Genomic DNA, 13,088 nt, shown 5'->3' on the forward strand with positions numbered 1-13,088 from the left:
TTTAAACGAGTAACGCCCCCAGCAGCCACTCCTGCAAACCGAGTATTGAACGTTTTTGCGTTGGACTGGTATCGCCCGAGTTCACTGAGTTTCGATCCTCTTCAGGCACTCGCAAAACACGGAGAAGATACCCCGATAGACACTTTCCGACCACGGCTACAGGACCTCATCCACCGACGATTCCTTCTTGATACCTGGAATTACGACTACATTACAGTCTATCCGGGTCACGAAGCCCGGTCACATAGTTCACAATTAGTAGAACTAGCACAGGACGCCGTGCTTGAAACCGAAATCATCTATACGCCGCTTCTTGAACGAACTGAAACCGTCGAACGTCAACGCGAGAAATCGGAGGAAGAACGCCGACAAGTCGCTTTCCATCCCTCTGAATCGCTCCGCACACGAGCAAAACTCCACGATGATACCGTCATTTTGCTCGACGACATCTGCACGACTGGTAGCTCACTCCTTGCGGGGGCTCATCTTCTCCGCAAGGCCGGTGCTGACCGCGTCGTCTGTATCGCTCTCGGTCTTACCCCTGGCGGACCACAGACCGACGTGAAAGAGATCACTGACCCAGAGGCCTCCGCATCAGAAATCATCGCAGGAGTAGACCAATGAAGCTCAAAAATAAAGCGCTACTGGCTGCCCTCACCGACATCTCTGGGATTGGGGATGCACGTGCATACGAACTATACAACTACTTCGACGACCCGAGAGATCTACTCAGCGCTCCAGCGTCTCTGACCGACAAATACCACTACGTAGACGAAACCACACTTACAGACATCCGGTCGCTCGAAGACGAGGTCGAAGGCTATATTGACCGTTTCGGTGCCTACGAATCGAATGGAATCACAATTCTTGGTATCACGGAAGATCGGTATCCGGAAGCAGTCCGTGCCGGCCCAGCACCGGTTCTCTTATACGCAAAAGGAAACGTCGGACTCCTGATCGAAGACGCAATCGGTGTCTCAGGATCGCGTGAAACGAACGAAACCGGGCAACAATGGATCGAATCGCTCTCGGCAGAACTCGGAGAAAATGGGTACACACTCGTTAGTGGTGGAGCCCGTGGAGCTGATACCGCCGCTCACCGGGGCGCGTTAGGCACGGATGGTTCAACCATCGCCGTTCTCGGAACGGGCGTCAACGTCGCATACCCGCCAGAGAATCAATCCTTATTCGACCAAATCATCGATACAAGCGGGCTCATCCTCTCAATGCGCCCACCCGACGCTGACCCCGCCCGTCATGCGTTCCTTGACCGAAATGAACTCATCGCGGCACTGAGTGACGGGATGATTTTCGTTGCCACCGATGGAAATGGGGGAACCATGGCTCAATACAAAATAGCACTCAAACACGATCGGCCTATATTCGTTCCCCCAACAGATTTGAATATCGCCCCGAACGACGGATTGGCTACGATCCGAGAAGCAGACACTACAAAGAGTATAAGTACTGCTTCCGACCTGCAGAATACACTTGCAACGAGGGATGCTGAGCAAAAGAATCTCGATGAGTGGACGTGACACTCGCTTAGTATCGGAACGAGGTGTGCCGCATCAATAACAACAGTACTCACCTAACAAATCGGAGTTCAAACGGTGACAGAGGCTGGCTGCCAGTCATATTATTCGGTATTTTTTGTCCCCGTACGTAGATTCTCTCGGTACATCACCCACGCTTGATACATCTCTGCTCGTTCCGCTTCGGTCATCGTATCGTGCTCGTCCGAATCGAAAAACGGGAGTTCTTCCTTTTCGGGCATTGCCATCACCTGGCTGAGCGGGTAGAGTTGCTGATAATAATGCTCCAACACCCAGTCTTCGCCGTGCTTATCAATGGCTTGCTGGATATACGAAGCACCATCAGGGTACTTGTCAGCGAGTGTTTCAGTCATTGATTGTCGTGTGCTGTTGTGTTTGTCCAAGTCTGTATATCCACAAGTCAGAATTCAGGCGCTCGTGAATTCTGCGAGCGAGTAATTCTGGCTGTCACTATTCCACTTCCCGATTTGAATCAGGTCGAACGTGTCCAGGGGCTCGTCAAGTTCGTCGTCGATCTGCGTCCGGACTGCGGTGGTGAGATTATCCACACGGATCGCGGTGAGCGCGTGCTGGCCGAGGAAGTAACTGGTTGCGAGGCTCGTGGGGGCGACGATAATGACGTTCGACCCATCGACGTCATCAAGCGCGACTTGAGCATCTCGGTATTGGAGCACTGTCGCATCCAGTTCCTCAATAGGGAAAAGACAGCCAGCAGAACCGTATTCGATACTCGCCCCTGCCGACGTAAAATGTCCTTTGGGCATAATCAAGTAAAAATATATGTTTGATAGACATTAACTTTGTGGGAGATGGATGTATTAATCCGCGACAACACCGCAGACAGCCCCCCATTTTGACTAGCACTGCCCCCCCAATTAGCCGATATGCCCCGGGACCTCTACGACTGCACCGCAGCCGAACTCGCAACTCGCTCCGTCGAACACCTTGGACAAAACACACCACCAAGCGACGCCGCTGCATGGCTGAATTCGAACGGCTACGACGCCGCCCCTGTCTACGCTGGCGACGACCCGATCGGATTCATTCACAAACACGACGTCACCACCGACGACGACGGTGACACTCTCGACAACCACCTCACCCCGCTGACCATCGATTACATGATCAGCGGCGACACCTCGTTCACAGACATTCTTTCCGCAGTCATTGAGCAACCCGTCTTCTTCAAGTCGGTGATTGAACCCGAGTCTGGCATCGTTCTGATTGTCAGGTCGTTCGTGGAGCGTACCGCTCGCGGACAACTGGTGAAAACAGCGAAATGAGGAGTACTCTTATCACTGGATCAACCAATTTTGTACGTATCCGAGGTTCGAGTCCGTGCCATTATCATCTGTTCAACAACAGTTCACAGGAACGCTAGTCTTGTCATCGTTCGGTACAGAGAACGTCACACAAACCGTAGAAAATGAGTACCGATCGCTTCTTGATGAGCACGATTCTGAGGAGGTGCTCGTGATTACGGGCGCACCAACGAGCACCAAGACGTTCCGGGAGGCGTTGAGTGAGGAGATCCCGGGCCCAGCGATACCGTACGTGACGTCGCTTGTCGTGCACGCGACTGATGTTCTCAATCAGACTGACGATCGTGTCATTCTCTCCGACGCGTTGCGGCGTGAACTCCTCCACCGATTTCTCGCAGACTACGAGTGGGAAACCGAGTACTTGCGACGAGCGGCTGTGCAACCGTCGTTTATTGAGGACGTGGATGCAGTGATGGGCACGATTTCTTGGCAGACAGTCACGCCTGACGAGGCGCCGGAACTCCAGGCGATCGCGGCTGCACTTGAGGCGTTCCACGGATGGCTCGCTGAGCACGGTCACATGGAGCGCGGGCAACTCATTTCGGAGGCGCTTGCCGTGCTCGCTAGTGATACCCGCAATGATGTCGTTGATGTAGAGGCGGTGTTAGCAGTGGAGTTTGAGGAGTTCTTCCCGCTCGACCGCGCGTACCTCGACGCGCTCGCGGGGGACTGTGAGCTCGTCTGTATCGCTGAGGAGAACGGGAGTGTGCGTCGTACGTGGGTTGAGGACGGCCCTGTCACGGAGTATGTCTCGTTCAACGAGTCTCGACGTGGGGTATCGGAGACACCGTCAACGCGACCGGCTGCAACGGCAGCGTATTTCGCCGAAGAAACGGTTCTAAAAGATCCGGGAGCAGGGTTGGTTTCGGTCCTTGCTGCAAACTCTAGTGACGAGCAACTCGCGGAGATTGCCAACGAGATCGAAGACCTCGTTGCGCAGCCGGACTGGGGGTACGACGACATCGCGGTCGCCACGAAACAAAGCGGCAGTGCTGTAACAGACACGATCGAAGCGCTCGAAGGCACCGGAATTCCGACGGAATCGACGACTGTCATAGGATTCGGTGACGATCCTGCGATTCGAGAACTTCTCGCCGCCGTTCGACATCTCGCCGAAGAGGATGAAGATGAAAGTCCCGAGCACGGCCCTGACCTTGATACGGAACGCTTAGATCGGGTCAGCGAAATGGATAGCCTCGAAAACGCGATCCGGTGGTGGGCGACAGATTCGGGGTTAAAACAGCGGATCGCGGATCGAGCGTCACCGCTTGACGCGCGGGCGCAGTTCGGGAACGTTCGACGGGCGTTCCGCATGGCTGAGTTTCTCGAAGAGACTGCGTTCGTGGATACGACGTGGGGATCGTTCAAGCAGATGCTCGAACGCGCCCACGAGTACGCCTCGCAGCAGAATCAGACGAGCGCGACTGACCTCGACGGTGGCGTCCGTGTCGATCACTTGCAGGCGATTAAGAACGAGTCGTTCCGCGCGGTTTTTCTGGTGAACCTTGTGGACGGTGAGTACCCGGGTGACGCGTTCTTGACACGGTTGTTCCCGACTGAGCGTGTCGTGTCGATGCCGGATTATCCGGGTGTCACGCAACTCGATGAAGGGGATGTGGATGCAACGTTCCCAACGACATCGACCGCGTCTGGACTACCGTTCGCGCAGTACCACACAGAGCACGCGCGACGCCAGTTAGCGATTGGGGCTGGTGCCGCGACAGAGCGGCTGTACTGTTGTCTCTACGAGTACGAAGATACGGCACTCGAAGAACGTACGCAGGCGTCTCGATTCCTCACCACAGCGTATGAAGATCTCCCGTGGGTGATCGAGGCGGACGAACCACACATTACGAGTGAACGAGCAGCGGAAAAGTACCTGTTGTCGCGGGTTGATGACACGCTCGCGGAGGTGCGTCGCGCGAATAGTCAGAACGTGACGGTGTCGCTTGACGAGGTTGAATCGGAACTCGGTGAGATTCAGGACCTCCTCGATGAAAGCGGTTCCCGCGGTGCCGAGCTCCGGGAAGCGTTGCGTGCGCGTGTCGAATTTGCGAACGGGGAGGTCCGGCGATGAGTTCGTCGCTCTCCCCGTCGCGGTTAGCGACGTACGCGACGTGTCCGCGCCTGTACGACTACCGGCACGTACAGGATGTTAACACTCCAGATCGGACTGAACTGTACCTTACTCAAGGAACGATTTACCACGAGACGATCGAGGATGTCTGTGATGCAACCAGCCGTGACGATGATCCGGGGGTGATTTACGACCGGGCGATGCGGATCTTCGATGCGAAGTGGGACGAGCACAGTACGCCGGATGATTACAAATCACTGGCACATCAAGAGTACCAGCGCGTTGAGAATCGTACTGCTGTGGAGTCGTTTTTTGAGCCGGATGGTGGTGATGGGATCGAGCACGCTCGGCGATCGCTTGCCACGGAGTGCTGGGTTGAATGTGACGTTGATGGGCGAGCGCTGCATGGGAAAGCAGACAATGTTGTCAGAACTGACGAAGGTCTCCATATTTTTGATTACAAGCGGAACACTCGCGGTGTGCTCTCGTCAGGGACAGCCGAGTATCTCGGAGCGCATCTCGACGGAGAGGCGCACGAACCGAAGCGCGTGCGAAATGCGTTCCAGACAGCGACGTACATTGAGGGGGTAAAGAACGAACCGTTCTACGAGGACGGTATGGAGGTCCGGTTCAGTTTCTACGGGCTTCTCAACCACACGTCGTTCGAAAGTACCCCGGACGGGTACGACGTGTCTGCACGTGGGTGGTCACGGGAAACGACTGAGATTTACGACGAGCACTACGACACAATTTGGGCGTTGATTCGGCATGCGCACGACGGCATCACGGCCGAAACCTACGCCCCAGAGCCCTTCGAACTCATCCACGATGAGGCGTGCGCGGACTGTGACTACCGGGAGATGTGTGCTGATCGGTTGTCACCGGAGGTGCGACAATGACCGACCACAGTGACGACTACCCGTCGTGGTACCCGGTCCCAGAGGAAGAGGTGTCGCCGGAGCCCCAGCAGCGAACGATTATCGACTCTGACGCGTACCCGATGCGTGTGCTCGCCGGCGCGGGAACAGGAAAAACGTTCACAATGGTGCGGAAAATCGAGCACCTCATCGACGAGGAAGACGTGTCCCCAGACCGGGTTCTCGCGTTGACGTTCACGAATAACGCTGCGGACTCGATGCGTGAGAAACTCAACGCGAAACTCGGGACGGCCGGGTACGACATTGACGCGTACACGTATCACTCCATTTGTAACGAGATTCTCACTGACTACGCGTACGACGCCGGGATCGATCCTGACTTCGAGGTCGCCACGGATGCCGAAAAGTATGCGATCGTCATCGACGTCCTTGATGAGATTGAGTATCGGTCGGTGAAACCCAACGTGTACGGCAGTGACGGGTACGCGTCAGGTGCGGCGTCGAAACTTCTGAATTTCATCGGGTCAATGAAACGCAGCGGGATTACGCCCAACGACATTGACGCATTCCTCGGCCCCGCTGACCGTGTCTACGAGGTCGCCGGCCTCTCGGAACGCGTCGAGACGATCGCCAGCGACCACTTGGGCGGCCGCTCCGTGTCGAGCGTACTGGACTCGCTTCCAGACGTGCGTGCCGACCTCGTCACTGAACGCGACGCGCTCAGGATAGACGGAATGGTGGCCAGCGCACACGAATTCCTCGACGGTCTCGTGGATCTTTGTGACGCACTAGAAGCAGCGTTCGAAGCCCATGAGGCAGGCAAGCGGGAACTTCCAGAGAATGCACATAAGCTCCCGAAGTACCTTCTCGGTGGATACGCGAACGGTGCACCGACAGGCATTCCGGACGATCTCAACATCGAACTCACAGACCATCTCGACTCGTTCCTCTCAGACTGTCTCACCGCCCGTGATTTGACAGCAGGGTACGCGGCGTATGAACGCGAACTTGACGAGCGGAACCTCATCGACTTCGACGGCCTGGTCGTCAAGACGGCTGCGCTGATGGACTCGCCGGTCGGTGAGAAAATCGCTGAGCGGTGGGACTACGTGTTCTGCGATGAGTTCCAAGACACCGATCGCCTTCAGTTTGAGCTCGTCACGTCGCTTGTCACCGATGATAACCTGTTCGTTGTCGGCGACGACGATCAGGCGATTTACGAGTGGCGCGGTGCGCACGTCGCCAACATCACTGAGGAACTGGACGACGCGTTCGCGGCACTCACGGACGAACCTCTCGAAGAGAACTTTCGTTCCCGACAACCGATCCTTGACCTTGCGAACGAAGCGATTCAGAAACTCGATCATCGTGAACGGCACAAAACCCTTACTCGTGTCAACGAACCCGCGTACAACGGTGACACCGTCGCCACCATCGAACTACCTGCTGACGATGATTCGGACGGTGCAGCCCAGCTTCGCACCGTCGTGCAGAATCTAATGAGTGGAGCAGCAGAAAATCTCGATACAGCGTACGACCCCGGTGAGATCGCGTTACTCGTTCGGAAAAACAGTCACGCGACCCCTGTCATCGAGGAATTCGACGACGCCGGCATCCCGTACCAAGTTGCTGGCGATCTAGCCACGGAATCCGTCGGTGTCAGGACCGTCACTGCGTACCTCAAAGCGCTTGCACGGCCGAAAGACGAAGTGAGTTGGAATCGTGTCCTCTTGATGCGATACCGGCTCTGTGACGCAGACCTCCGCACACTCAACGCCGGTGACGACTTGCTCGTGGAGACGCTCCAAGAAACACCGCTCGACGAGTTCACAGAGCCCGATCGCGTCGCAAAAGCCCGCGAGCATGCGACGGAGCTACTCGAACTCCGCGACGCAGCGTCACTCAGCCGTTTGTACCGTGAACTCACGGATCTTACAAACATTGAGTGGTATCTCAGCGAGCAAGAACGCCGGGACCTCGCCCAACTTGAAGACGTCATCGAACAGTACGGCGATAGTGCAGTCCAACCACCGCTTACTCCGGAGTTCATCGATTCGCTCGAACATTACGATTCTCTGTTCGATGAGAGTGGCACTGCACCCACGAGTCAACCGGATGTCGCCGACGACGCGGTCAACGTGATGACCATCCACAAAAGCAAGGGCCTGGACTTCCCGGTCGTCCTCATCCCGCAAGTCACGGCTGACGAGTGGGCACCGAGTTCACGCACGTACGACGCGTTCGAAACAAGCCTTTCAGATGGCGCACAGGCAGCGTTTGCTGAGGACTTCGTTGAGCGTGATGCTCATGAGACCCGTCGTGTGTTCCACGTCGGGATCACGCGTGCCGAGGACATCCTCGTCCTGCAGGGTGGTAGCGAGGAAAGCGACGATACTGCGGACGAAGACGCTGTTTCTCGATTGGTTGACGACGTGCTTCCATCTCGAATCCCGTGGCAGCCAAAGCGAGGACAGCTCCCGCTCTGGACCGACGTCGAAGAGTGTTTCCCAGACGAAGCAGCAGACTGGACTCACACGTTAGCCAGCAAGCCGATCGGGAACGTCGGTGGGACCGTTACGCATCATGGGGAGGAGCTCCCAGTTGAGACTGCACGCGACCGCGTGGTACACCTCGCAACAGCCTCTCTCAACGGGGGCCTCTCACCGGGAGATGGGCGAGAAACACTCCAAGTTACGTCATTGAGTGGTCCATCGACACCGTCACCATCACTCACCCATAGCTACACCTCACTCGCAGCGTACGAACAATGTCCGCGGAGTCACTACCTAGACTACGTGGTAAACGCGTTCGCTGATTACCAGGAATCTACGACAACTGATGGGAGCGATGTGTCCCAACGTGATATCGGGTTGTTGTTCCACGACACTGCAGAGCAAGCCGCGAATCATGGCACGGACCGCCGTGAGGAGTGGTATGAAATCTGCGAGCGGATCGCCAGTCAACGCCGCGCCGAGGATACACTCCCAGCGGCGAAAGAATGCATCGACCGCTACTTTCAGTTGGATCTCCCCAAGTACGAAATCATCGATTCAGAGCGGGAGTTCGAACTCGATATCAATGGGTACGAACTCGTTGGGTACATTGACGCCGTCTACCGGACACCTGGCGATGAACTGGTTGTTATCGATTACAAAGCGACCGAACGTCACCGTGACCTCCAAGACGACAAGCAACTTCCTATCTACCTGTTGGCATGCCGAGACCTGTACGATAAACCAATCAAACAGGCAGGATACGCGTACGTCGGTGAGATCGGCCCAAAAGTTGAATCACGGCTGTTCACCGAAGCCGAACTAGAAGCAGTCAAAAAAGACGTGACAGAATCGATGAACCGTATTACTCAATTCTCGTTCAGCCGGTACACTGCAGGTGAACACTGCCAATGGTGTCAACACAACCAGCTCCCCTGCGCACCAGATTCGCTCGCGGTCGGTCTTGGACTCGAAAAGTGACCTCCATCTACGACTGATGTTGTGGATTTTCTCCGTGATTTTCCGTACTCTACTGTCTATCGGTTACCGAGCGAAGCCAGTTCGATTCCACTTTCACTACGGTTGGCTGGAGCTTTTTACTCCAGAACACAAACGAGTATATGGAACTTGGACACTGTCACACGCTCCAAGTTCTTCCCCCTTACACTCATGTCGCACGCAGCATCCACGATCGGAACCTGCCCATTTTGCAGCGCTGTGGTCCCCGAAACTGCTGTACTCATCGAGTACGTGGTAAATGCCGAAAAGAGACTCTTTGCAGAATGCTCTCAGTGCGGTGACCCAGTTAGGCCCCAGTAGTTACGTAGGACCCACGTTGCTACTCGCATTTCATGGGATAATTTGTATGCGCAGTCTTGATATTCTCCACACAACTGAAGTCGTGGGATTTCTCCTCAATGTTCTGTAATTAGCTCATCGACGCGCTCACCGATCGCAATTGCAGGAGCGTTGGTATTGCCACTGGTAATTTTCGGCATGATCGATGTGTCGGCGACCCGGAGGCCTTCGACGCCGCGAACGCTGAGCTGTCGATCGACACCAGCGTCTCGCCGCTGCGGCACTACCAGATGATCGCCCAGGGCGGATGCGTGATCACAGTTCCCATTGGTGACGAAGTTGGCTGTCTCGATCGAAGTCCACTCAGTGTGGTGGCCTGTGACTGCCGGACCTGTACCGTATTGATGCAATAAACACACAAGTAGCGTCCCCAGTAACCAGTAGCTATGGCATCTACACTTGCCGATGAGAGCTGTGAGGCCTGTACAACAGACGACGAACCGCTCACAGAAGAGGAGTACGCCGAGTACCTGGCTGCACTCGACGAGACGGTCTGGGACGTCGTTGACGAGCACCATCTGCACGCAACGTATCCGTTCGAGGATTTCCGTTCTGCGCTTGAGTTCACCTATGAGATCGGTGAGCTTGCAGAAACAGAGTGGCATCATCCAGACATCCAGCTTGAGTGGGGAGAAGTGCAAGTCGAGATGTGGACTCACAAAATCGACGGCCTCCACAAGACCGACTTCGTGATGGCCGCACGCATGGATCGCATCCACGAGCAATACGCTCCCGAGTGACGTTTGAAAGACAGTTTGACACATTGGGATATAGTAGCGTTTGCAATTATTTTCTCAGTTCGATTCAGGAACTGCGGGTTCACGCTCTCTCGGACTGCTTTTTGAGGTGCTTGGTGCAAAGCGTTGCAAACGTTACTATAGTTGAGCCATTCAGATACTGGCGTGCTCTTGTATATGTGTATCTCTGTGTCTTCGCAGTATTGTCCGAGGTCGAAACTGATCGAGTTACCGTATAATTCGATTACGAGCTATTGTGCTGGCTTACCAGCAAGCAGAATTTTCATACTCACGTGCTGGATCACCTCAGATTGTACGACCTGTTTCAATTTCGTGCTGGGTTATCTGGGGGTATTGACGGCCGCAACCGCAAATGTAGCGTAATCACTTGTGTGAAAAACATTCATAATCTTATTATACAGATCTCATATATACGTACTCACTCTAACAGTCAGTATATGATTACCCGTCGTGACACTTAGAATTATAATAATGCCGAATAGAGAAACAGTCACCGCCTCACGGGAGCCCAGTGACAAGCCGATCACGGTGTTGCTCGTCGACGACAACGAGCAGTGGGCCCAATTTGTCGCCACTGATCTCGAAGCTGAGTATCCATCACTCACTGTTCATGTCGCTCTCAGCCCCAACGAAGCAATGTTGCGGCTCGGAGAGCTCGACATCGACTGCGTTGTCGCCGACTATCAGATGCCCGAAGTCGACGGACTTGAACTTCTGAAGCGGTTCCACCAAGAGCATCCAGAGATCCCCTACATTCTTGCAACGAGCGAGGGAAGCGAAGACGTTGCGTCGGCAGCTATCGATGCGGGCGTTTCGGATTATGTTATCAAAGATCCACGAGTTGACCAGTCGTCGATGTTCGCCAGCAAGATCAAGCGAGCCGTCGAGACAGCACGTCTCCGGAACGAGATCGCCGAAAGTGAACGTCGCTATCGGTCACTATCTGAACAGAGCAGTGATGGGATCATTATCGTCCAAGACGGTACGTTGGTGTTCTACAATCAGCGGTTCGTCGACCTCACGGGGCGACATCGACGGTGGTTCGAGCCGACTCGACGACTCACAGAGATCGTCCATCCTGCGGATAAAGATGACGTTCGAAGCGTTGTTGATCACTGGAAAGAGAATCCGGGTGGCAGGCAACTTCACGAGATTCGGTTGGTAACTCCCGATGGGGAGGTCCGCCACTGTGAGTACACTGGCCAAAGAATCAGCCACGACGGAGAGCAGGCAGTCATGATCTCCATCCGTGACGTGACCGAGCGGAAACAACGCCAACGTGAAATCCGCTGGCAAAGAGACCTCAATCAAGCTGTTAACAACATCCTCGTTGCAGCCCAAACTCGAGATGAGATTGAGCGTGGCGTTGTCGATCTGTTGGCTGACCATGGCTACGCGCTCGCGTGGATCGGTGTTCCCGAAGGTGGTACGCTTACACCCCGAGCACAGAGCGGCGACAATAATTCACAGACCACAGATTTCACTTACCTAGCGGCAGTCGACTACTCGCTGGAAAGTGGGGCTGCCGACAGCGAGCCAAGTCTCTGGGCGGCCCGCTCGGGCGACAGTCGGTTCGTCACCGACTTCGAGGAGTTGTTCCCGACAGACTGGTGTGAAAAGGCGCTCACAAGAGGTTACCGATCGGGAGCGGCGATTCCGCTTTCGTACAACGGGATTTGGTACGGTGTGTTGGCCATCTATCACGCCGAATCCGATCGGTTCGACCAAACTGAACGCCGACTGCTCGAAGCGCTTGCCGACAGTATCGCCTTTGGGATCCATACTGTCGAAACTGAACAATCACTTGCCTCGGACCATACTGTCGAGGTAACCCTCCGAGTGGCTAACGAGGCGTACTATCTCGTTGCTATCGCCCGCGAAATAGGGTGTACTGACGATGGAACAATCACAGTCCACGGAACCCTCCGTCACGCAAATGGACAGTTACTACAGTATCTATCTGTAGATGAATCAACAGTCGACGCACTCAGAACAGCCCTCGCTGGTCGCCCTGAAATCATTGATGTGGAAACGATTGGTGCGGGACCCACGCCTCGTCTTCAAATCATCGTCGACGCTCCGACACCGGAGTCGCTTCTGATCGATCACGGCGCTGTCGTCCGGTCGACTACCGTCGATACCCGTGGGGCGGATTTGATTGTCGAACTCCCAGCACGAGATACCGTGCGAACGACCGTCGAGAGCGTAGGAGCGGCGTTTGTGGACGTGTCAGTACGCTCGGTGACCGAGGTCACGCACTCCGATACTGACTCAGCAGAGGTGAGCTGTATCGACAGGAGCGAACTCACTGACAAGCAGGCTGCCGCGCTCAAAGCGGCGTTCCATCATGGCTACTTTGAGAAACCACGAGGGAGTTCGGCCACAGAAATCGGGGAGTCCCTAGATATTGCCCACTCGACGTTTCTCCAGCATCTCCGCACCGCCCAGCAGAAGCTCTTTTCTGAATTATACCGGTAACCGAGCGGTCGACGAACAATTATGCTATCGGCCGACGTGTGATTTTTGTCATTACTGCAACCACAATGTTTTCCAACCGGTTCCGCAATGAAGTCGTATGGATTGGCACGTACAGTTGGGATGGTACCGCTGTTGTTCGGTTCGGCATTCCTCTGGGCAACTGTTGGC

At 55.1% G+C, this 13,088-nt stretch carries 10 protein-coding genes and 2 pseudogenes; 9 read left to right on the plus strand and 3 right to left on the minus strand.

From position 1 onward, the window contains the following. Together E5K03_RS13880 and E5K03_RS13885 are read left to right on the plus strand one after the other, a co-directional pair. A partial coding sequence (locus E5K03_RS13880) for a ComF family protein (protein ID WP_138007398.1) occupies positions 1 to 624 on the plus strand: 624 nt, incomplete at its 5' end. Continuing rightward, on the plus strand, positions 621 to 1,538 hold the full coding sequence (locus tag E5K03_RS13885; protein WP_138007399.1) for a DNA-processing protein DprA: 918 nt from the start codon (positions 621 to 623) through the stop codon (positions 1,536 to 1,538). The genes E5K03_RS13880 and E5K03_RS13885, both read left to right, overlap by 4 nt. A 101-nt stretch (positions 1,539 to 1,639) precedes the next feature. Here the strand turns inward: E5K03_RS13885 and E5K03_RS13890 are convergent, their stop codons facing one another. Together E5K03_RS13890 and E5K03_RS13895 are read right to left on the minus strand one after the other, a co-directional pair. Continuing rightward, the gene (locus E5K03_RS13890) at positions 1,640 to 1,909 is read right to left on the minus strand and encodes a hypothetical protein (RefSeq protein WP_138007400.1); all 270 of its coding nucleotides are present in this window, start codon (positions 1,907 to 1,909) and stop codon (positions 1,640 to 1,642) included. 54 nt (positions 1,910 to 1,963) lie between these two features. Continuing rightward, positions 1,964 to 2,320, minus strand: coding sequence for a hypothetical protein (locus E5K03_RS13895; RefSeq protein WP_138007401.1), 357 nt, complete (start codon positions 2,318 to 2,320; stop codon positions 1,964 to 1,966). 120 nt (positions 2,321 to 2,440) lie between these two features. On the opposite strand from E5K03_RS13895, the pseudogene E5K03_RS13900 reads away from it, so the two are divergent. The 5 genes and pseudogenes from E5K03_RS13900 to E5K03_RS18030 form a co-directional block, all read left to right on the plus strand. Further along, positions 2,441 to 2,743 (plus strand): annotated as a pseudogene (locus tag E5K03_RS13900) (CBS domain-containing protein); the annotation flags it as partial. Positions 2,744 to 3,290: 547 nt separating this feature from the next. Continuing rightward, positions 3,291 to 4,955 carry a DNA helicase UvrD gene (locus tag E5K03_RS13905; RefSeq protein WP_394343986.1) on the plus strand — a complete coding sequence of 555 codons (1,665 nt, stop codon included), beginning with the start codon at positions 3,291 to 3,293 and terminating at the stop codon, positions 4,953 to 4,955. Continuing rightward, a complete protein-coding gene (locus E5K03_RS13910) occupies positions 4,952 to 5,854 on the plus strand; it encodes a RecB family exonuclease (RefSeq protein WP_138007402.1) in 903 nt (300 codons plus the stop codon). Before E5K03_RS13905 ends, E5K03_RS13910 begins: the two co-directional genes overlap by 4 nt. Then, entirely contained in the window at positions 5,851 to 9,306 is a 3,456-nt protein-coding gene (locus E5K03_RS13915) for an ATP-dependent helicase (protein WP_138007403.1), read from the plus strand. Before E5K03_RS13910 ends, E5K03_RS13915 begins: the two co-directional genes overlap by 4 nt. A gap of 189 nt (positions 9,307 to 9,495) precedes the next feature. Next, complete coding sequence (locus tag E5K03_RS18030; protein ID WP_449267302.1) at positions 9,496 to 9,645, plus strand: DUF7837 family putative zinc-binding protein; 150 nt, start codon at positions 9,496 to 9,498, stop codon at positions 9,643 to 9,645. Between the two features lie 95 nt (positions 9,646 to 9,740). Here E5K03_RS18030 and E5K03_RS17855 read toward each other — a convergent pair. Then, a pseudogene (locus E5K03_RS17855) lies at positions 9,741 to 9,890 on the minus strand (GMC oxidoreductase); the annotation flags it as partial. A 180-nt stretch (positions 9,891 to 10,070) separates the two neighbouring features. Here E5K03_RS17855 and E5K03_RS13930 point away from each other — a divergent pair. Continuing rightward, positions 10,071 to 10,424, plus strand: coding sequence for a 4a-hydroxytetrahydrobiopterin dehydratase (locus E5K03_RS13930; protein ID WP_138007405.1), 354 nt, complete (start codon positions 10,071 to 10,073; stop codon positions 10,422 to 10,424). Between the two features lie 489 nt (positions 10,425 to 10,913). After that, complete coding sequence (locus E5K03_RS13935; protein WP_138007406.1) at positions 10,914 to 12,920, plus strand: bacterio-opsin activator domain-containing protein; 2,007 nt, start codon at positions 10,914 to 10,916, stop codon at positions 12,918 to 12,920. The last annotated feature ends 168 nt before the right edge of the window (positions 12,921 to 13,088 follow it).

The sequence above is a fragment of the Halalkalirubrum salinum genome (assembly GCF_005543295.1).
Classification (GTDB): domain Archaea; phylum Halobacteriota; class Halobacteria; order Halobacteriales; family Haloferacaceae; genus Halalkalirubrum; species Halalkalirubrum salinum.

Coding starts and splice junctions, on each gene's coding strand:
- E5K03_RS13930 (WP_138007405.1), top strand. CDS start 10,071: ATGGCATCTACACTTGCCGATGAGAGCTGTGAGGCCTGTACAACAGAC.
- E5K03_RS13915 (WP_138007403.1), top strand. CDS start 5,851: ATGACCGACCACAGTGACGACTACCCGTCGTGGTACCCGGTCCCAGAG.
- E5K03_RS13890 (WP_138007400.1), bottom strand. CDS start 1,909: ATGACTGAAACACTCGCTGACAAGTACCCTGATGGTGCTTCGTATATC.
- E5K03_RS13910 (WP_138007402.1), top strand. CDS start 4,952: ATGAGTTCGTCGCTCTCCCCGTCGCGGTTAGCGACGTACGCGACGTGT.
- E5K03_RS13935 (WP_138007406.1), top strand. CDS start 10,914: ATGCCGAATAGAGAAACAGTCACCGCCTCACGGGAGCCCAGTGACAAG.
- E5K03_RS13885 (WP_138007399.1), top strand. CDS start 621: ATGAAGCTCAAAAATAAAGCGCTACTGGCTGCCCTCACCGACATCTCT.
- E5K03_RS13895 (WP_138007401.1), bottom strand. CDS start 2,320: ATGCCCAAAGGACATTTTACGTCGGCAGGGGCGAGTATCGAATACGGT.
- E5K03_RS18030 (WP_449267302.1), top strand. CDS start 9,496: ATGTCGCACGCAGCATCCACGATCGGAACCTGCCCATTTTGCAGCGCT.
- E5K03_RS13905 (WP_394343986.1), top strand. CDS start 3,291: ATGGGCACGATTTCTTGGCAGACAGTCACGCCTGACGAGGCGCCGGAA.